The following is a 21,361-nucleotide window of genomic DNA, read 5'->3' as shown; positions in this document are numbered from 1 at the left end:
TAAGCCTAAATTATACTATTTTAAATATTATCTATTTTTTATCATAATATTTTACTAATAGAGTATTAAAGTTTGACTATAAAAACGAATCTGCATTTTTTGTGCTATTAGATGAATGAATTGTGCTATTCTTTATAAAAGTTTGAAAGTAAATTTGAAATGAATCCAAAAAAAAGATATTTTATGAGTACTCTAGTAAAAAGACCTGAATTTAAGGCAAAATACGATAATTACATTGGTGGAAAATTTGTAGCACCAATAAAAGGAGAATATTTTGATGTAATTTCTCCTATAGACGGTAAAGTTTTTACAAAAGCAGCACATTCTGGGAAAGAAGATATTGATTTAGCTGTAGATACTGCCTATGAAGCATTTAAAACATGGGGAAAAACCTCAGTAACTGAACGTAGCATTTTACTAAATAAGATAGCGCAAAAAATAGAAGATAATTTAGAATATATCGCCGCTGTAGAAACTGTTGATAACGGAAAACCAGTACGAGAAACACTAGCTGCTGATATCCCATTAGCTATAGATCATTTTAGATATTTTGCAGGAGTAATTCGTGCTGAAGAAAGCTCAATTGCAGAATTAGATTCACAAACAGTTTCAATTGCTTTAAGTGAACCATTAGGAGTAGTAGCACAAATTATTCCTTGGAATTTTCCAATTTTAATGGCAGTCTGGAAAATTGCTCCAGCATTAGCCGCTGGAAATACAATTGTCTTAAAACCTGCTGAAAGTACACCAATTTCTATATTAGTATTAATGGAACTTATAGGCGATATTCTTCCACCAGGAGTATTAAATATCGTGAACGGATTTGGTGCAGAGCTTGGAAGACCATTGGTTACAAATAAAAAAGTATCAAAAGCTGCATTTACAGGTTCTACAACCACAGGTCGATTAGTAATGCAATATGCTACCGAAAATATAATTCCAGTTACACTAGAACTAGGAGGAAAATCACCTAATATCTTCTTCCCATCTATAGCCGATCATGACGATGATTTCTTCGATAAAGCCATAGAAGGAGCTGTTTTGTTTGCATTGAATCAAGGAGAAATCTGTACTTGCCCATCTAGGTTATTAGTTCATGAAGATATCTATGACAAGTTTATTAAGAGAGTAGTAGAAAGAACTGAAGCTATTATCGCAGGAAATCCATTAGACAAAACAACAATGATAGGAGCACAGACATCTATCGTACAAAAAGAAAAAATTCTTTCTTATATAAAATTAGGAAAAGAAGAAGGAGCAGAATTACTTACCGGTGGTGCAGAGAATAATTTAGGAGGAGACCTGGAAGGCGGCTATTACATCAAACCTACTTTATTTAAAGGAAATAATAAAATGAGAATCTTTCAGGAAGAAATTTTCGGACCAGTTCTAGCTGTAACTACATTTAAAACTACCGAAGAAGCTATTGCTATTGCAAATGATACAATGTACGGTTTAGGAGCTGGAGTTTGGACACGTGATGCACATGAAATTTATCAAGTACCAAGAGCGATTCAATCCGGAAGAGTTTGGATAAATCAGTACCATTCATACCCAGCAGGCGCACCGTTTGGAGGATACAAACAATCTGGAATAGGTCGTGAAAACCACAAAATGATGCTAGGACAATACCGTCAAACTAAAAACATGCTAATTTCTTATGACAAAAAGAAATTAGGTTTCTTTTAATATTATATAAACCAAAGACTGGTATATAAACGTACTGGTCTTATAAATCAATACTATTATGTTGCCAAAAACAATGAAAGCCGCAGTTGTAAGAGAATTTGGTTCTCTTTTAAAAATTGAAGAAGTTGAAGTAAAACGCCCAGGAAAAAACGAAATTCTTGTAAAAGTTATTGCAAGTGGAGTTTGTCATACTGATTTACACGCCGTAGAAGGAGATTGGCCTGTAAAACCTAAAATGCCTTTAATCCCAGGACACGAAGCCGTAGGTTATGTTGTAGCTGTAGGCCAGGATGTGAAAAATGTAAAAGAAGGTGATGCTGTAGGTGTACCATGGCTTTATAGCGCTTGTGGAGGCTGTGATCAGTGTATTACAGGCTGGGAAACCTTATGCGATACCCAACAAAATGGAGGTTATAGCGTAGATGGAGGTTTTGCCGAATATGTAATTGCCGATGCAAGATACGTTGGTATCTTACCATCAAATGTAAATTTCATGGAAATGGCACCAATACTATGTGCTGGAGTAACAGTGTACAAAGGGCTAAAAGAAACTGAGGTAAAACCAGGAGAATGGGTTGCTATATCAGGAATTGGAGGCTTAGGTCACGTTGCTGTACAATACGCAAAAGCAATGGGAATGCATGTTGCTGCAATTGATGTTGCCGATGACAAACTTGATTTAGCCAAAAAACTTGGAGCAGACTTAGTAGTAAATGCAAAAAATCAAAATCCTGGAGAATTTTTAAAAAAGGAAGTGGGTGGAATGCATGGGGCATTAATTACGGCTGTTTCGCCTATAGCTTTCAAGCAAGGTCTTGAAACTTTAAGACGAAAAGGTACGATGGCACTTAACGGACTCCCTCCAGGAAATTTTGATTTATCAATTTTTGATACTGTTTTAAACAGAATTACAATTCGTGGTTCAATTGTAGGTACACGTAAGGACATGAAAGAAGCAATAGAATTTGCTACAGAAGGAAAAGTAAAAGCTACAATCACTCCTGCAAAATTAGAAGATGTAAATGATGTATTTGATAAAATGAAAAAGGGACAAATTGAAGGAAGGGTTGTGCTTGAAATCGCTAAACCTTAATTAAATCATGAAAGCAACAAACTCTCTATAATCAAAAGAGTTTGTTGCTTTTTTTAAAACCTAAAATCATGATAAAAAGAATTGATGCTTCAGAAAAGGCTATTGAATTGATAAAAATACTAAAAGAAAAACATGGTGAATTAATGTTTTATCAAGCTGGCGGATGTTGTGAAGGAACACAACCGCAATGTTTTGAGAAAGGTGGCTTTTATCAACGGACAGGAGACGTATGCATTGGAACAATTGAAGACACTGAATTTTGGGTTGATAAAGATTTATTCGAATATTGGAAACATGCGCATTTTACACTCAATGTAATTGATGCATTTGGAGTAGGTGGATTCTCATTGGAAACACCATTAAAAAAAACATTTCAAATAGAATATCGAATTTTCACCGATGAAGAGGAGGGAGATTTGGAACCAGTCAAAAGCTTTCTTTAGGTTTATAGGGACTAAGGTTCAGAGGTACAAAGAGACAAAGGTTTCTTGTAGAGGCGCACAACAGTGCGTCTTTTTTTTGTGCAATAATTGTCGAGTCACTTGTGGAGATCCTTCCTGCGTCAGGGTGACAAGATTGTGGTTGTCTCGCTAAGCTTCTAAACAAGAAGAGACAGATATTTTCAAGTTTCTGGTAGAGACACCACCACATTGCTTCTTTTTTTTTATGCAATAAATGTCGAGTTGCTTACGTAGACCCTTCCTGCGTCAGGGTGACAAGATTATGATTGTGTTTTGCTAAAATTTCTTTATAACAAGTTAGATTGGTTCACGTTTCGATAAAAACCTTAGAGCCTCAGAACCTTTCTAGCTTTGAACCTTTGTCACTTTGTACCTTTTTCAAAACCTTTAAACCTTAAAAAAAAAGCCTCTAATTAATAAACAACAACTGATATTGCTTAGGTGTAATTCCTTCGTGTTTTTTAAATAGCCTGATAAAATAATTAGCATCTTCAAATCCCGATAAATAACAGACTTCGTTAATTTGTATTGAAGGGTTTTTTAATAACTTTTTGGCACATTTTATTTTTTCATTCAATATAAATTCTATCGGACTCATTCCTAATTCTCTCTTAAAAAAACGATAGAAAGAGGCTGTACTCATACAAGCTTTCTCACTCAGGCTCTTTAGATTCATATTTTCTTTCAAGTTCTGCTTGATAAATTCTGTAACTTCTTTTATTGGATTATTAGCTTGAATAGTTATTCCTTCATCAATAGATTTTACCGTTTGCGTTTGTATAATACGAATCAATAATTCTTTGAGTGTTAAATCTGCTAAAATATCTTTAGTAATAGATGTACTCATGCATTCTTTAATGAGCTTATTGATAGCAGCGGCCATGTCAACATTATTATAAAAAAAATAATTTTGATAATTTAATTGCCAAAGCAGATCATTTTCTTTGGGATATCTCTCGTTTAAGAAATTTAATGTCTCTGTAATCTTAGATTGTTCAATGGCTAAAGCTAGACATTGCGTAGGATTATTTCTTGTTGCTTCCGGAAAATCAATTTTCATTTCTACGTTTGCAGGAACAACAACAGTTTGCCCAGGTAAATATTCAAATTCAGGATCTTCAAAAAGATGCATTATCTTTTTTCCTCTCAGCATACTAGTTACAACCAAATCATCAAACTTTAAAGGAACTAAAGTAGAAGATTGATATGTTTCGAAGATATTTAACTCACAATGATTCAAGTTATAAATCGTCCTGTTTTCAACCAGAGTTTTTAAGGATTTCTCTTTTGATAATTGGAGCGGATTTATTAGGAAAGGCTGATTATTCATTGCTTTAAATTTTAAGACGAAAGCTTAAATTTAAACAAAATAATCATATGAAAAGAAGATTTAACGTTAAATTAAATCAACTCTTCAACATGTTTTTTAATATTTTCAGCAATTTTTTTAGTAGGTAAATCATTTTCATCTTCACCAAATGGATCTTCTATTTCTTCGGCAATAAGCTCTAAACTCGCTAGCACATAAAAAACAAAAACAACCACAGGAGCAACATAATAACCCAGACTAATAGAGTAACCAAAAGGCAAAGTCATTATATAAAAGAATATGAATTTTTTGATAAATGCACTGTAAGAGTAGGGAATAGGAGTGTTTTTTATTCTCTCGCAAGCACCACAAACATCAGTAAAAGCTTTGAACTCATCATTTATGATAATGAGTTGTTCACCAGATATTTTCTTAGCATCATACAAATCATTTATTTTATGATACATGATTCTCTTTACCTGGTTTGGTTTGTGTTTATGATGATCTATTTCTAAATCTACATCTTCAAAAAGCTGTTTTCCAGTTTCTGAATCATGCAAATGCTTGTGTAAAACATCAGCATATACAGGAATAAATTTTCTAAAAAACTTCCTGTCATTTTCATCTTTTAAAATTGCCGAAAGTTTAATTGCCAGATTACGGCTATTATTTACAAGACTTCCCCATTGTTTTCGACCTTCCCACCAGCGATCATAAGCAGTATTTGTTCGAAATACTAATAACAACGAAATTACAAAACCAAGCATTCCATGCATAATCGGAATATTCTGAATATAGTCGTTTTTACCTATCTTAAAATAATAAATTTCAAGATAACCAACTGCACTAGAATAAATTGCGATAGCAATCATGATAGGAAATAATTTCCTAACAGTATCTGATTTATGGAAATGAAAAATAAAAGTAAACCAGTCTTTCGTATTATATGATATCATTTAATAATATTTTAAAGCAAATTTAGACTAAAAACTAATATTTCCTGCTAATTCTTTTAAAGCGATTTCAGATAATTTTGCTTCAAATTGAGCATTACTATAACGCACTTTTGCATTCACATAATTAAGCTGTGCCGTTCTAAATTCAAGAGTGGTAATGGTTCCAATACGAAATTTATCCAGAGTAATATCTAAGTTTTGTTTAGCGATAGCTTCATTATTTTCTTCTAAATTAATCAACTCTAAGTTCGTTAGATAAGTTTGATAAGAAGTAGCTAATTGTGTACTTAAAATTTGATTTTGTTGCTCTAAAGCAAATTTAGTATTATCGATTTGTAGCTTAGAAATTTTTTCGTTTCTATGTTGAGCAAAACCATCGAATAAATTCAGAGAAGCACTAAAACCATAATTTAGTCCCCTAGCAGTAGATTCACTTGTAAAACCTAAACTAGAATGACTCTCTGCAAAATTATAACCTGTATTTAATTTAACAGTAGGGTAGCGGTTTGCTTTTACTTGTTTTAACTGTAATTCGGCAATCCTAATATTGATAATTTGAGATTGCAATTGCGGATTTTGTTGTTTAGCTAATTCTTGTAAATTATTTAAAATTAAAGTGTTATCTACAGTAACTTGATCCATAACTTTAAAGTCAATTTTAGAATCTCTAGCTAAAATCTGATTCAATAAAATCTTTGTGTTTGCATATAATTCCTTTTGTCTCAATAAAGAAACTTGATCCGTATTTAAATCAACTTGAGCATTTAACACCTCTAATTTTGAAGCCTTTCCAATAGAAAATCTATTTTGAGCCAAAGTCAGTCTTTGCTTAGAAATTACAATAGTAGTATCCAAAGCCGCCAATTGTTGTTGCTGTTGAACCAAATCATAGTATGTTGAATTTACTTGTCCAACTTTTACTAAAATAGTGCGTCTTAATTCAGCGTCACCTAATTTTTGAAGCTCTTTAAGCTGATCCAATTGAGCAAACATTCGCATACCATCAAATATGGTCCAATCTAATCCGACACCATAGTTTAAGCTGTTATTTTTTGCATTACTCAATGAAGTCGAAGTTCCGTCCTGACGAATTTGAGATGTGTTTTGAATGCTATTATTATCTACAACGCTAGCTGTTACTTTTGGGAGCATCCCAGCATTTCCTATTGCCGCATTAGTTTCATTAATTTTTAAATTATTTGAAGCTATCTTTATTTCAAAATTATTATCTAATGCTATTTTAACTGCATTTTCTATAGTAAGAACTTCTTGTGCATTGCTTTTTACAACACAAAAAAGTAACAAAACCAAGCATTTAAATAGAGTTTTAGTGTACATCATTTTTATATTTATTACCACGAATCTGCAAATCAAAATTTATTTAAAAGCGATTCGTGGTTACTATTTTTATTTAAAATAAGTTCGAGATTATTTACTACTTTCTTTTTCGTATTCTTCTATATGGTCAAACTCAGGATAATGTTTACGGGCTTTAGACCACATTAGATACATTGCTGGAATTACAAACAAAGTAAGAACTAAAGAAAAAATAGTACCTCCAACAATAACAACTCCCATTCCTATACGGCTTGTAGAAGCTGCCCCAAGTGACATTGCAATCGGCAAAGCACCTAATGCAATTGCCAAACTCGTCATTAAAATTGGTCTTAATCGAGCTTCTGATGCTTCTAAAATAGCCTCTAATTTAGGTTTGCCCTGTTCTCTCAATTGATTCGCAAATTCAACAATTAAAATACCATTCTTGGTAACCAAACCAATCAGCATTACGGTTCCAATTTGGCTAAAGATATTCCATGTTTGATTAAATAACCATAATGAAAATAACGCTCCTGCAACAGCCATCGGTACAGTCAAAATAATAATAAGTGGATCGATAAAACTCTCAAACTGAGCTGATAATATCAAGAATATTAATAATAAAGCCAATCCAAATGCAAATGAAGTATTAGAGCTACTTTCAACAAAATCTCGTGATTCTCCTCCTAAATCAGTAGTAAAAGTATCATCTAAAACTTTAGCTTTTATCTCATTCATAGCGTCAATTCCGTCACTGATACTTTTTCCTGGAGCTAAACCAGCCGAAATGGTAGCCGACATATATCTATTGTTATGATACAATTGTGGAGGATTACTTTGCTCCTCAATTGTAACTACATTATCCATTTGTATTAATTGTCCTTTTTTGTTTTTCACAAACATCGAAGTCAAATCCAATGGTTTAGATCTATCTTTTTGATCAAACTGCCCAATTACCTGATATTGTTTTCCGTTTTTAATAAAATAACCAAAACGTTGACCACTTAAAGAAAGCTGTAATGTTTGTGCAATATCAATAATAGAAATACCTAAACTTTCAGCTTTTTCACGATCGATACTTACATTAATTTCAGGCTTATTAAATTTTAAGTTTACATCTGTTACCGAAAAAGTATCATTTTTATTAGCTTCCTCCATGAACAAAGGAATCTTCTCTTGTAATTTCTGAAAATTAGGTGCCTGGATAATATATTGAATAGGCAATCCTCCACGACGATTTACAGCAATAGTAGGCTGCTCAGTTACTGAAGTCTTTGCCTCAGAATATCTTTTGGTCCATTTGGTCAATTTTTCAGCAATTTCTCTTTGAGAACGAGTTCTTTCATTAGGCTCTTTAAGCGCAATTCTAACTCTTCCGCTATTTACAGATGAAGATCCAAATCCTGGAGAAGTAATTACTAAACTTACTTTTTTCTCTGGAATCGAGTCATCAATTAGCTGTCCTAGTTCTTGCATAAATCGATCTGTATATTCATATGAAGATCCCTCAGGTGTAGTAACACTTAAAACAAGTGCACTTCGATCATCATACGGAGCAGTTTCTTTTGGTAAAATGCTAAAAAACAAATAAATCAAACCAAAACAGATAGCAATAATAGGAAAGCTCAACCATTTTTTCTTCATAAAACGACCTAATGCTTCAGCATAGCCACTATTTAATTTTTCAAAATAAGGTTCAGTTTTAAGATAGAAATTTGACTTTTTTTGCTCGCCACCTTTCATCAAATAAGCGTTTAACATTGGAGTCAACGTTAAAGAAACGAATGCCGAAATTAATACTGCTGCACCAATTACAACACCAAACTCTCGGAATAGCCTCCCTACAAATCCTTCCAGAAATATTACTGGTAAAAATACCGCTGCCAATGTTACTGAAATAGATATTACAGCAAAGAAAATTTCATTTGATCCTTTGATAGCAGCTTCAATTGGTGACATTCCCTCTTCAACTTTCTTAAAGATATTCTCTGTTACCACAATTCCATCATCAACTACAAGTCCTGTTGCTAGAACAATTGCCAATAATGTCAATACGTTAATCGAAAATCCAAAGAGCCACATTATAAAAAATGTTGCTATTAATGAAACAGGGATATCAATTAAAGGTCTGAATGCAATTGCCCAATCTCTAAAAAACAAAAAGATAATTAAGATAACCAGGACAATAGATATCATTAAGGTTTCGGCAACTTCTAAAACCGATTTCTTAACAAAAAGAGTACTATCAATTGCTATATCAAGTTTAATATCTTTAGGAAGATCTTTTTTTAGCGCATCGTATCTTTTGTAAAACTCTTTAGAAATATCAAGGTAATTAGCTCCTGGCATAGGCACAATTGCAAGACCTATCATAGGAAGCCCAGATTGGCTCAGTTTTGTTTCTGTATTTTCAGGTCCCAATTCAGCACGTCCAATATCGCTTAAACGAACTATTTTTTCGCCTTCAGAACGAATAATTATATTGTTGAATTCTTCAGCTTTAGATAAATTACCAACTGTTTTTACCGTTAACTCTGTATTATTCCCTGTAAGTTTCCCAGAAGGCAACTCAACATTCTGAGCATTTAAGGCATTACGAACTTCTGAAACTGTACATCCATATGCAGCTAGCTTTATAGGATCAATCCATAAACGCATTGCATAACGCTTTTGCCCCCAAATTTGAACACCACTTACCCCTGGAATTGTTTCTAATCGCTGCGAAATAACGTTCTCAGCATAATCACTTAATTCTAGAGCGCTACGCGTATCACTCTGAACTGTCATAGAGATGATCGATTCACCATTAGCATCGGCCTTAGAAACAACTGGTGGAGCATCTATGTCCTGAGGTAAGCTTCTAACTGCTTGTGATACCTTATCACGAACATCATTTGCTGCTTCTTCAAGGTTTTTATCAAGATTAAACTCGATAGTAATATTACTGCTTCCTTGTACACTTGATGAAGTAATATTTCTAATTCCATCAATGGCATTAATTGCTTTTTCAAGCGGTTCAGTAATTTGCGATTCTATAATATCCGAATTTGCTCCCGTATAATTAGTACGAACAGAAACTTGTGCTGGATCAATAGACGGAAACTCTCTTACACCTAAAAAGCTATATCCTATAAGACCAAATAATACAATTGCAAGATTTAAAACAATTGTTAATACGGGCCTCCTTATACTTGTAGTTGATAAACTCATTTTTTTGAATTATAAATGGGGGAATGAATTATGTTTTTTTATTATTTAAGATTTAGTAAAAGCACCAAATCTTATAATTTCAAATTCATAACTTATAATTTAACTTTTACTTTAATTGGATTATCATTTTTTAATGACATAACACCACTTGTTATAACGGTATCTCCCTTTTTTAAACCCGAAAGAATCAAAATAGATGCATCAGTTCTTGTAGCTGTTTCTACCATTACTTCTTTGGCTTTACCAAAATTTGAGATAAAAACTTTTTTACCATTTTGCACTGGTATAATTGCTTCAGTAGGAACTACGATTGCGTCTTTTATAATATCTAATGGTAATTTCACATCAGCAAATGTTCCTGGAAATAATTTACCGTCTTTATTTTCTGCAATAGCTCTAATCTGAAGCGTTCTTGTTTCTACAGCAACTTCTGGCTCTATTGCATAAATTTTTGCTGTATATAATGTATTAGATCCCGAAACAGTGAAGGTAATAATTGAATTTTCTCTTACTTGACTTGCGTATTTCTCTGGAATCGAGAATGTAATTTTTAATTTACTTGTGTTAACCAATTTAGCAACCAAGACTGTTGGTGTAATATAAGTGCCTGGAGAAATAGAACGCAATCCTATCTTTCCAGAAAACGGAGCTTTTACAGCTGTTTTTGCAATTTGCGCGCGAATTAATTGACTTTGTGCTTGTGCAGAAGCATAATCAGCTTTAGCAACATCATATTCTTCCTGACTGATTGCTTCTTTTTGCAAAAGCAATTTAGCTCTTCTAGCATTTTCTGCAGCTAAACTCTCTTTGGTAGTCGCTTGTTTTGATTGTGCTTTCAATTCTAAATCATTCACTTTAAAAAGAACCTGACCTTTAGTCACATTGCTTCCCTCATTAAAATAAATACCTTCAACAATTCCAGAAACTTCACTTCTAATTTCTACTTGTTCATTAGCTTCAATAGATCCTGATAAAGATAAATTATTATCAAAAGTTTGAGTATCTACTACAACTCCAGAAACAGTAATTGGATTGTTTTTATTATTCTGACCTTTAGATTCGTCATTCTTATTTTTATTGGATACAATTCGATAGGCAATAAATCCTCCAATTCCGATTATTAGCAAGGCATAAACAAGGTTCTTTATTTTCATAAGATTTTGGTAAAACTATAATTAATAGATTTTGGTTTTTAAGTGAACTCACAAATTTAGTTTTTTGTATTCAAAACTAAATGTCTTATTTTTATATTTAACAGTTGTATGTACAAATATTAATGATTTGATTAAAAGGAAAACACAAAGTGGGCAGAACTACAAAAGGACTAAGACTTCGTTCCCGAAGAAAGGTTTAAGAAGGATTGTAAAAAAAATGTTTATTTGTTGATTCAAAATTGTAAAGATCCTGAGATACTATGTTTTAAAGATAAAAAATAGTTTTTTTGATTGTAAATTTCATATATAACTATAGAGTATACTCATATATTTGTCTCAATCTAAATAACTAAAAAAAGTACAATCCCAATAGCCATAGGAACTAAGCCCTTAAAACCTTTGCAACTTTGAACCTTTGAGCCTTTGAATCTTTGTAACTTAAAAAAAACTAACTAATATAATTCCAGATGTTCTTTTTCTTCGTTAACTCAATAAAAACAGCTTTCAATATTGCATTTTCAGGCTTTTGCAATGGTGCATCTTCTTTAAGAATCATTAAAGCATAATTTCTAGCGAGAGATAAAATATCACGATCACGAACAATATCAGCTATTTGAAGATTTAAAACACCACTTTGTTGCGTCCCCATTAAATCACCGGGCCCGCGAAGTTTTAAGTCAACCTCGGCAATTTGAAAACCATCATTCGTTTGTACCATAGTTTCCATTCGCGTTTTACTATCCGAACTTAATTTATGAGAAGTCATCAAAATACAATAACTCTGCTCAGCACCACGACCAACACGACCACGCAATTGATGGAGTTGCGAAAGTCCAAAACGTTCGGCACTTTCTATAATCATTACACTCGCATTCGGTACATTAACACCAACTTCAATAACAGTCGTAGCAACCATTATATTAGTTTTACCTTCAGAAAAGCGTTTCATTTCTGAATCTTTATCTGCAGGTTTCATTTTTCCATGAAGAATAGAAATCGAATAATCGGGTAGGGGAAAATCACGAGAAATACTCTCATAACCATCCATTAAATCCTTGAAATCCATTTTTTCTGATTCTTGAATCAACGGATACACTATATAAATTTGTCTGCCTAAAGCAATTTCATCGCGAAGGAATTTCCAAACTTTCAATCGGTTACTATCATAACGATGAACCGTTTGTATTGGTTTTCGCCCTGGAGGCAATTCATCGATCACCGAAATATCTAAATCGCCATACAAACTCATTGCTAAAGTCCTAGGAATAGGAGTAGCCGTCATTACCAATACATGTGGTGGAATCTCATTCTTCTTCCATAATTTAGAACGTTGCTCCACACCAAAACGATGTTGCTCGTCGATTACAGCCAATCCTAAGTTTTTAAACTTCACTTTATCTTCTAATAAAGCGTGCGTTCCTATTATAATATGCAAACTACCATTTTCTAATTCTTCATGAATCACTCGTCTGGCAGCAATTTTAGTAGAACCTGTTAGTATTTTTATATTGATATTTAATGTTGCGGCTAGTTCTGATAATCCTACAAAATGCTGATTAGCTAAGATTTCTGTTGGCGCCATCAGGCAGGCCTGAAAACCGTTATCTAGTGCCAATAACATACTCATAAAAGCAACGATTGTTTTACCAGAACCTACATCTCCTTGCAATAATCGGTTCATTTGAGCATTACTACCCATATCAACACGAATTTCTTTAATTACCCTTTTTTGAGCATTTGTGAGCTCAAAAGGCAAGTGATTTTGATAAAAAACATTAAAATATTCGCCCACTTTTGTAAACGGATGCCCTTTGATTTTATGCTTCCTAATCAGATTCTTAGTTATCAACTGTAACTGAATAAAAAACAATTCCTCAAATTTTAATCGGTATTGGGCTTTCGCCAAAGCATCAGTGCTTTTAGGAAAATGGATATTAAACAAAGCGGCTCTTTTAGGAATCAGCTTTAATTCGCTTGTTAAATAATCAGGAAGTGTTTCTGTAAACAACGTTTGTGTTTCCAGAAATAGTTGTTGCATGAGTTTATTAATCACCCGATTAGAAATACCTCGATTTGTCAAGGTTTCCGTTGAAGGATAAACAGGTTGCATAGCCGAACGTAGACTTTGTTGGTGCTCATCCATTAATTCAATTTCGGGATGTGACATACTAAACTGACTGCCGTACAAACTACATTTCCCAAAAATAACACAAACTTCATTGAGCTTTAAACTTTCACGAATCCATTTATGTCCCTGAAACCAGTTTAAGTCTATTTGCCCCGTATCATCTACAAAAGTTGCTACTAAACGTTTTTTATTCTTAGCAAATTCAACTGTTTTTATATTGATAATTTTACCAATAATCTGAACTTCAGAGCCTGTATTCTGCAATTCATTAATCTTATAATATCGAGTTCTGTCTATATAACGATTGGGAAAAAAGTTAACTAAATCCATGTATTTATGAATCCCCAATTCCTTACGAAGCAATTCGCCCCGATTAGGACCAACACCTTTTAAATATTCGATAGGAGTTTGAAGAAGATTATTAGACATTTTTTTGTTTACTCGATTATTGGATATCTTAGAAGATAGAATAAAGAGAATAGATGTTAGTCTATATTCTTTTTTCTATACTCTTTTTTCATAAGGCGAAGATAGATTTTAATTAGGAAATTTAAAAATTGACTTATTAGACTTTGAATATTTATATCTTTGAAAAATAAATTAAAACAAATGACAACTCATCTCGCATTACTTCGTGGTATCAATGTTTCTGGACACAACATGATCAAAATGGAAGCTTTAAAAACTACTTTAGAAAATATAGGCTTTAAAAATGTTCAGACTTATATCCAGTCAGGTAATGTTTTTGTAGACACAGAGGAAGACAATGCTTCAAAAGTTGGCTTTTTAATTAAACAAGAAATCTTCAAAGTATTTGGTCATGAAGTGCCAATTGTAGTGATTAGCAAAGAAGATTTAGAAGCTTGTTTTAAGAACAATCCTTTTTTAAAAGAAAAAGATGCCGACATCAAGAAATTATATGTTGCGTTTGTTTCAATAGCATTGCGAAGCGAAAGCATCAATGATTTAAAAATTAGTCAATTTAAGCCAGACGAAGCTAGTATTGATGGCAATAGAATATTCATCAAATATGCGGTTGGAGCTGGAAAAACTAGATTTGATCAAAAATATATCGAGAAAAAACTTAATGTAACAGCAACCATCAGAAACTGGAATACTGTAACGCAATTATTAAAAATATACGAAGAAAGACAAGGGGCATGAAAACAATTCTAAAACCATCTTTTATAATTTTACTATTGCTTATTGTAAGCTGTAAAAAACAAATAGCGCCTCAAAATACCACTATTTTAAAAGACGAAGAAGAGAATGTTGTCGCAAACGAAGAAAAAACACCTGTAGGTGCAAGTGATAAAAATGATATCGAAGACTTCAATCATTTCTTTAGGTTATTCAATCATGACACTGTATTTCAAATAAGTAGAGTTATTTTTCCACTTAAAGTAAAAATCAATAACGATGATTTAGAACTCGTTGATTACGTAATTCCTAAAGAGAAATACACAACTATTGACCTAGATAAAAAACCAGAAGAAAGAGACTATAATCAACAATTAATCCTAAAAAAAGACAAAGCCGTTATTCAACAACGTGGAATCAATAATGGCATTTTTATAGATTATTTTTTTGAAAAAAAAGATGGAAAATGGCAACTTGTAACCTGGGTTGATGTTTCAACCTAAAAATTAATTAAGAACCGTAACTACATTCTTTTTCAAGTAAATAGTATCAACCTTATGAACTGCACCTTTTCTCATTCCACCACCAAAAGGATTATGTAAATCAATAGATTTCTTTTCATAACCTTCTTTATAAATAGTTTCATTAACATGTAGTGGAGGCGCTTCATATCCCACAAAAGTAAATTGAGAATATCTCATTTCTTTTAGATTAAAATACCCCATTGCATTGGTTAAACTTTCGCCTACCTTACAATTTTCAATAGGAGTCTTGGTACCTTCATCATAAATATACCCCATAATTTGAGGCCTTTGACATCTGCTTACTAAACAGCTTTGAAATAAAAAAGCAACAATAATCAAAGTAATTATTGTTCCATATTTTCTTAAATTTAATTTATTCACTTATGTTTACTCTTTAACAGCACAACGGCTGTAATTAATTCCAACACCCAGTAGCATCGTTTTTGTACTTTCAAAATAAGATGTTTCACTTAATTTAAACGCACAGAACCTACTATATGAAAGAAATGTTTTCATTTTGGATTCTATTTTACACATAAAATCAATATTCCTAATGTGTTAAATCATATTTTACATTTTACACCCAGCTATTTTAAATAATTAAATCAAAATTTATTGCTCTAGATTTTTAATCATTTCATCTGCCATTGGCGTATTCATTAAGCGTAATTCATTAATAATAAGCTGTTTTTGTTCATTACTCATCACCGGAACAGGTTTTACAAATTGGTCTTGAGGAGCTTCCTTGTAAAACATAGCATCAGTCCATTCATTTCTAACACCATCAATAACAAGATGAATACGGTCTTGCGTACCTCTATTTGCAACCGAATGAATAAAATTAGCATCGATATACCAACATTCACCTTCATTCATAATCAAACGAGTACCATCTAAAATAAATTCAACATCACTATTGGTAATTATTGGAATATGCAGTCTAAAGGAGTCATCTTCGTATCCCAAACAATTATCACTATGTGGTTTAACTTCTGCACCTACAGCCAACTGTAATAATCGGACAGCTGTTTTTTCGAATAAAAAGCCATCTAAAATTTCTTTAAAGTAAGTACAGGAGTTTAAGATCTCAGTCTCAACTAGTTTTTCATTATTAGTTGGTGAAGCATAAATAACATCTGATTTTCCGTTTGGAGACATTAGAGCAATCGAATTCCATTTTCCTGAGTAACAATCAGTATTGTAATGATCAATCCAATTTTCGTTAATAATCTTTTTTAGATCATTTTGTAGTTTTTCAGAATCAAAAACAATCGGAAACTTTATAGAGCGTACTAGTTTATCCATAATTTATTCTCTTATCCATTTTATCATTTTAGGAAATGCTTCTTTTCCTTCTTCTGATGCTCGTTCTTTTCCTAAAGCCAGTCCTGCCCATTCAAGAAAAGGCAAACCTATATAAACTTCATCATTAAAATTTGATATTAACCACTCTGAATCATTCTTATAGCCATTAGGATGAAATACTAACTCTAAAGGCAAATCTAAATGTTTTGCTGCCGCAAAAGACCAAAGGATTGCCGCAATTTCTTCGCCTTCTGTTGGCCAATCACTAGCTATTTCATCAGTTCCTATTAATTCTCGATTGGCAGTAGGAGTAACAGCCAGATGTCCTGCTTCATGTAATATATCTCCCGGATATAACATTTTTTTATAATCAATGTAAACACAACTTGAACCTAATGACAGTCCCGGCAAAAAAGTATCATCTAATTCTTTTTCAACAACTTTAATCCCAATTTCATCCAAGAAAAATATAATCTTTTCTATTTCAGAGCTCTTTTCTTTTATATGCATAGGAGTGAGTTTTTAAATTTATTTTATAAATCTGTATATTAGTTTATATCAAATCGCAATACCAAAATCCATAATCAAAAGCATCATCTCCATTTGAATCACAGGCTGTATTACTGGATTCTGTCTTTGGTTTTTCATATTTTCGATGTACAATTTCTCCTATTTCAAATTTAATTGGCTTAGAAAAAATAGGCCCATCGAAGGTAAAGGTATGAAATTCACCGTTTTCACCACACACATCTACATTATCTGGCAAATCATTTATAAAATCCTGATCAATTACACGGCCTACAAAACTTTTATCAAGAAAACGTTCATTTACACAAACCACAATCGTTTTAAACCCCAAAGAAATAAATTCATGAATTATATCTTTAGTTGGAATTTTCCATAACGGAAACACTGCTTCAAAACCGATATCAACTAATTTATCTTCACGATATTTACGCAAATCTTCAAGAAAAATATCTCCAAAAATAGAATATTTAACTCCTTGATTTTTAAGCTTAACTAAGGTCTTACTCATCACTTCTTCATACACTTCCATAGTTGGCATTTCTGGAATTTGCATGATTTCTAGAGGCAATCCAATACTTTCTGCTTGTTGCTGCAACAACTCTACACGAACGCCATGCATAGAAATACGCTGAAACTGTTCGTTTACACTAGTAAGTAAACAACTGATTTCGAATTCATTTGCTTGTTGTATTTTATATAATGCTAGAGCAGAGTCTTTGCCGCTGCTCCAATTAAATAAGGCGATCTTTTTCAATAGAATTGTTTAAAATTTTCAAAAAGTAAACTTACAAATTTACTTCGATTAGTTCATTAAACCTTTGTAACTTTGAAAACCTTAGTACCAAATTAAATAAATAATGAAATACCTTCTTTTTTTCTTTTCTCTATTCAGCTTTGCACAACAAACTCAATATGTTGATTTTAAAACCGTTTTAGGAGAAATTAATATCAATACAACAAATAAGATCGTATCAGGAAATGTAAAATATGATTTTGATGTTTTAAAACCCATAGATACCATTAAAATTGACGCGCAAAACATGACTTTTACAGATATAAAGGTAAATGGCGATGCAATAATTTTCATAAACACAAATAAGCAATTACAATTAGTTTCCCCATTTCAAAAAGGAAAAAACACACTTACTTTTAGCTATGCTGTCCAGCCTAAACAAGCTTTATATTTTATAAACGCAGAAAATAAGGAGGATACTGAAATCTGGACACAAGGACAAGGAAGATATACCAGTAACTGGTTTCCAAGCTTTGATGATGTCAATGAAAAAGTAATCTTTAATATGGATATTACCTTCGATAAAAACTATACAGTAATTTCAAATGGTATCCTGAAAGACAAATTAGAAAATGGAAGTTCGTTTATTTGGCAATACCGCATGCAAAACCCTATGAGTTCATATTTATTAGTACTTGCTATAGGAAAATACCAAGAAAACGCATTAAAATCTAAATCACGAATCCCTTTAGAATATTATATCGAAAACAACGACCTTTCTCGCTTCGAACCAACCTATCGTCACTCTAAAGAAATTTTTGATTTTCTAGAAAAAGAAATAGGAGTAAAGTATCCTTGGGAAATATACAGACAAGCCCCAGTGCGTGACTTTTTATATGCTGGAATGGAAAATACAACCGCTACGTTATTTTCTACCAGATACGTTGTTGATTCTACAGGATTTGAAGATAGAAAATATACTAATGTTAATGCGCATGAGCTCGCACACCACTGGTTTGGAAACTTGATTACAGCCGAAAGCAGCACACATCATTGGCTACAAGAAGGTTTTGCAACCTATTACGCATTGCTTGCTGAAAAAGAAATTTATGGTGACGATTATTTTTATTCCAAATTGTACGAAACGTCACAACAACTAAAATTTGCCTCAAGAACTGATACAATACCAGTTTTAAACCCTAAAGCAAGTTCGCTTACTTTTTATGAAAAAGGAGCATGGGCATTATTTGTTTTACACGATGCCTTAGGTGATAAAACTTTTAAAAAAGTAATTAAAAATTACTTGAAGAAATATGCTTATAAAACAGTAAATACAGATGATTTTTTTGAAGAAATAAAAAAACTATCTAATTATAATTTAAAAGAATTCTCTAAAGTATGGCTTGAGACAATAGCTTTTAATACACAACAAGCAAATGATTTACTGAATAAAAATAAAGCAATACAAATACGCTTAGAAGTTGATAAACTGAATAAAAAAACAATAACAGAAAAAGAAGAGTTTCTATCGGAAGTTTTACAATCAGATGTATATTTTACAGTTAAAAAAGCAATTGTAAACCAGCTAAAAAATGAGAAATATGAAGTAAAAAAGCAATTACTTACACTTGCTTTAAACACTAACAACATACAAGTTAGACAAGAAGTAGCAGCAACTCTATATAAAATTCCTGAAGATTTCAGAATACAATATGAAACGTTACTTGATGATAAATCGTATCAAACACAAGAGATAGCCTTGTTTTATTTATGGAACAATTTCCCCTCACATCGCAATAAATATCTAGATAAATCAAAAAATTGGATTGGCTTCAACGATTATAATCTAAGGACATTATGGCTTTCATTGGCATTATCAACAGCAAATTATACTTCAGAACCACAACTATTAGTAAACGAATTAATAGAATATTCCTCGCCTAAATATGAAGCTACCACGCGTCAAAATGCGTTAGAAAAATTAATTAATTTTCGATTAACAAACGATATGGTCCTAACAAATCTGGTTAATGCAACGACGCATCATATGTGGCAATTTTCTAAATTTGGAAGAGACAATATTCGAATACTATTAAAAAATACTGAAATGCGTAGTTCATTTGAAAGAATTTTGCCTAATTTGTCATCGAATGAACAGTTTCAGCTAAATCGTTTATTGAAAGAGTAAAAAGAGTATAGATTAAAGAGTATAGATTAAAGAGTATAGATTAAAGAGTATAGATTAAAGAGTATAGATTAAAGAGTATAGATTAAAGAATATAGAAGATAAATAGGGTAGACGATAGATAATAGATTACAAAGTTGAGTCTATTTTCTTTGTTCTTTAATCTCTTCTCTTAAAAAAAAACTACAATACATATATGAGAGCATTGGTTATTTCAGGCGGAGGAAGCAAAGGAGCTTTTGCTGGAGGAGTTGCACAATATTTATTAGAGATAAAAAAATGTCAATATGATTTATTTCTAGGCACTTCAACTGGAAGTTTACTTATTCCACATTTGGCCCTTGGAAACATTCATAAAATTCATGGTATTTATACAAATGTAAACATGGGCAAAATATTTAATATTAGTCCATTTGTAGTAAAAGAGAAAGACGGAATTGATATTGTGACCATAAACCACTTTAATGTAATCCGTCAGTTTTTTAAAGGGAAAAGAACATTTGGAGAAAGTAAAGGATTGCAAAAATACATCAAGGATCATTTTTCTATTTCTGAATTTAATCAGTTAAAAAAACTTAAAACTGATGTTGTTGTAACAGTTACAAATTTATCAAGGAATGAAGCAGAGTACAAATCAATTAAAGATTGTAGCTATGACGAATTTTGCGATTGGATTTGGATATCTAGTAACTATATTCCTTTTATGAGTTTGGTTTCTAAAAACAACTCAGAATATGGTGATGGAGGATTCTCGAGCTTGGTTCCAATTCGTGAGGCTATACACAGAGGAGCTACAGAAATAGATGTTGTTATCCTTGAAACAGAAGTCAATATTACCAAAAATGCAATTGGTAAAAACCCATTTTCATTAATGATCGATTTATTTCGAATAGCATTAGATCAAGTAGAAAAACATGATATTGCGATAGGAAAGCTAATTGCAAAGAATAAAAATGTAAAACTAAACTTGTTTTATACACCTACAAAACTAACTAACAACGCATTAATCTTCAATAAAGAAGAAATGAAAAAATGGTGGGAAGAAGGATATGAATATGCACAAAACAAGTCTGAAATCATGAGCGATAATAGGTAATTACCACATTTCGCTCACTTCATCTTTAATATAAGATAAAGCAGCACTACTAGGTGATTGCTTATCGAATAAATCATTTAAAATAACCTCACGTAACTTATCTGCACTATCAACACGATCGCTCATACTTGCTTTACGAATCATTTGAATTGTAGCATTCTTAGCAGTAGTTACAATAGTCCAACATTGATCAGACATATATATTTGTTGTGTCAAATTATGTTCAAATTCTTGTTCGATTTGAGCAATAACTAGATTTTCATATTCATTTTTATCATTAGATGTTGGCGCAATACGTATTAACAACTTAGTTAAACTAATACGTTCTAAATACAATGTAATACGCTCATATGCTTGTAAACGCAATGGTAAAGCCTGTTTTTGAGCCTCTTTTTGCAATAACCATCTTCTAGTGTCTTTTTTATCTGTAAGATACGATTTAAAAAAATAATAAGCCACACTACCAGTTACAACAGAAGGTAATGTATAAGCAATAATTTCTATGATTTTATTTGAATCCATTTTTAAAATTT

18 protein-coding genes are annotated in these 21,361 nt (G+C 32.0%); 7 read left to right on the top strand and 11 right to left on the bottom strand.

Features of this window, described 5'->3' with window-relative positions:
- Positions 1-183 precede the first annotated feature (183 nt).
- The 3 genes from LPB87_RS15720 to LPB87_RS15710 all read left to right on the top strand — a co-directional run bounded on the left by LPB87_RS15720 (position 184) and on the right by LPB87_RS15710 (position 3,225).
- Positions 184-1,689, top strand: a complete 1,506-nt coding sequence (locus LPB87_RS15720) for an aldehyde dehydrogenase family protein (RefSeq protein ID WP_230728500.1) — start codon at positions 184-186, stop codon at positions 1,687-1,689.
- A gap of 58 nt (positions 1,690-1,747) precedes the next feature.
- Positions 1,748-2,782: an alcohol dehydrogenase AdhP gene (gene adhP, locus LPB87_RS15715; protein WP_230728499.1), complete on the top strand. Its 1,035-nt coding sequence runs from the start codon at positions 1,748-1,750 to the stop codon at positions 2,780-2,782.
- Between the two features lie 68 nt (positions 2,783-2,850).
- On the top strand, positions 2,851-3,225 hold the full coding sequence (locus LPB87_RS15710; protein WP_230728498.1) for a DUF779 domain-containing protein: 375 nt from the start codon (positions 2,851-2,853) through the stop codon (positions 3,223-3,225).
- Between the two features lie 427 nt (positions 3,226-3,652).
- Here the strand turns inward: LPB87_RS15710 and LPB87_RS15705 are convergent, their stop codons facing one another.
- The 6 genes from LPB87_RS15705 to recG all read right to left on the bottom strand — a co-directional run bounded on the left by LPB87_RS15705 (position 3,653) and on the right by recG (position 13,746).
- Positions 3,653-4,573: an AraC family transcriptional regulator N-terminal domain-containing protein gene (locus LPB87_RS15705; protein ID WP_230728497.1), complete on the bottom strand. Its 921-nt coding sequence runs from the start codon at positions 4,571-4,573 to the stop codon at positions 3,653-3,655.
- A gap of 71 nt (positions 4,574-4,644) precedes the next feature.
- The gene (locus LPB87_RS15700) at positions 4,645-5,508 is read right to left on the bottom strand and encodes a bestrophin family ion channel (RefSeq protein WP_129538500.1); all 864 of its coding nucleotides are present in this window, start codon (positions 5,506-5,508) and stop codon (positions 4,645-4,647) included.
- A 27-nt stretch (positions 5,509-5,535) separates the two neighbouring features.
- A complete protein-coding gene (locus LPB87_RS15695) occupies positions 5,536-6,846 on the bottom strand; it encodes a TolC family protein (protein ID WP_230728534.1) in 1,311 nt (436 codons plus the stop codon).
- 90 nt (positions 6,847-6,936) lie between these two features.
- Positions 6,937-10,035 carry an efflux RND transporter permease subunit gene (locus LPB87_RS15690; protein ID WP_129538499.1) on the bottom strand — a complete coding sequence of 1,033 codons (3,099 nt, stop codon included), beginning with the start codon at positions 10,033-10,035 and terminating at the stop codon, positions 6,937-6,939.
- Positions 10,036-10,127: 92 nt separating this feature from the next.
- Positions 10,128-11,189 (bottom strand): efflux RND transporter periplasmic adaptor subunit, encoded by a 1,062-nt coding sequence (locus LPB87_RS15685; protein ID WP_230728496.1) that lies wholly within the window; start codon positions 11,187-11,189, stop codon positions 10,128-10,130.
- A 448-nt stretch (positions 11,190-11,637) separates the two neighbouring features.
- Positions 11,638-13,746 (bottom strand): ATP-dependent DNA helicase RecG, encoded by a 2,109-nt coding sequence (gene recG, locus LPB87_RS15680; RefSeq protein WP_230728495.1) that lies wholly within the window; start codon positions 13,744-13,746, stop codon positions 11,638-11,640.
- A gap of 180 nt (positions 13,747-13,926) precedes the next feature.
- Here recG and LPB87_RS15675 point away from each other — a divergent pair, with 180 nt between their 5' ends.
- Both LPB87_RS15675 and LPB87_RS15670 read left to right on the top strand, forming a co-directional pair.
- Positions 13,927-14,481, top strand: a complete 555-nt coding sequence (locus tag LPB87_RS15675; RefSeq protein WP_230728494.1) for a DUF1697 domain-containing protein — start codon at positions 13,927-13,929, stop codon at positions 14,479-14,481.
- Positions 14,478-14,960: a DUF4348 domain-containing protein gene (locus LPB87_RS15670; protein ID WP_230728493.1), complete on the top strand. Its 483-nt coding sequence runs from the start codon at positions 14,478-14,480 to the stop codon at positions 14,958-14,960. The genes LPB87_RS15675 and LPB87_RS15670 overlap by 4 nt, the downstream gene beginning before the upstream one ends.
- 3 nt (positions 14,961-14,963) lie before the next feature.
- Here LPB87_RS15670 and LPB87_RS15665 read toward each other — a convergent pair whose 3' ends face one another.
- The 4 genes from LPB87_RS15665 to LPB87_RS15650 all read right to left on the bottom strand — a co-directional run bounded on the left by LPB87_RS15665 (position 14,964) and on the right by LPB87_RS15650 (position 17,568).
- Positions 14,964-15,362 carry a hypothetical protein gene (locus LPB87_RS15665; RefSeq protein WP_230728492.1) on the bottom strand — a complete coding sequence of 133 codons (399 nt, stop codon included), beginning with the start codon at positions 15,360-15,362 and terminating at the stop codon, positions 14,964-14,966.
- Between the two features lie 231 nt (positions 15,363-15,593).
- Entirely contained in the window at positions 15,594-16,286 is a 693-nt protein-coding gene (locus LPB87_RS15660; protein ID WP_230728491.1) for an aspartyl/asparaginyl beta-hydroxylase domain-containing protein, read from the bottom strand.
- 3 nt (positions 16,287-16,289) lie between these two features.
- On the bottom strand, positions 16,290-16,796 hold the full coding sequence (locus tag LPB87_RS15655; protein ID WP_230728490.1) for a hypothetical protein: 507 nt from the start codon (positions 16,794-16,796) through the stop codon (positions 16,290-16,292).
- A 43-nt stretch (positions 16,797-16,839) separates the two neighbouring features.
- The gene (locus tag LPB87_RS15650) at positions 16,840-17,568 is read right to left on the bottom strand and encodes a diphthine--ammonia ligase (RefSeq protein ID WP_230728489.1); all 729 of its coding nucleotides are present in this window, start codon (positions 17,566-17,568) and stop codon (positions 16,840-16,842) included.
- 103 nt (positions 17,569-17,671) lie between these two features.
- Between LPB87_RS15650 and LPB87_RS15645 the strand changes: the two genes are divergently transcribed.
- Positions 17,672-19,735 (top strand): M1 family metallopeptidase, encoded by a 2,064-nt coding sequence (locus tag LPB87_RS15645; protein WP_230728488.1) that lies wholly within the window; start codon positions 17,672-17,674, stop codon positions 19,733-19,735.
- A 193-nt stretch (positions 19,736-19,928) separates the two neighbouring features.
- Positions 19,929-20,828 (top strand): patatin-like phospholipase family protein, encoded by a 900-nt coding sequence (locus LPB87_RS15640; RefSeq protein ID WP_129538490.1) that lies wholly within the window; start codon positions 19,929-19,931, stop codon positions 20,826-20,828.
- On the opposite strand, the gene LPB87_RS15635 is transcribed toward LPB87_RS15640, so the two are convergent.
- A complete protein-coding gene (locus tag LPB87_RS15635; RefSeq protein WP_129538489.1) occupies positions 20,829-21,350 on the bottom strand; it encodes a hypothetical protein in 522 nt (173 codons plus the stop codon). It lies immediately after the preceding gene.
- Between the last annotated feature and the right edge of the window lie 11 nt (positions 21,351-21,361).

The organism is Flavobacterium sp. EDS (genome assembly GCF_020991525.1).
Classification (GTDB): Bacteria; Bacteroidota; Bacteroidia; order Flavobacteriales; family Flavobacteriaceae; genus Flavobacterium.
The sequence above is the reverse complement of the archived record's forward strand: the minus strand, read 5'-3'. Positions and strand labels throughout refer to the sequence as shown.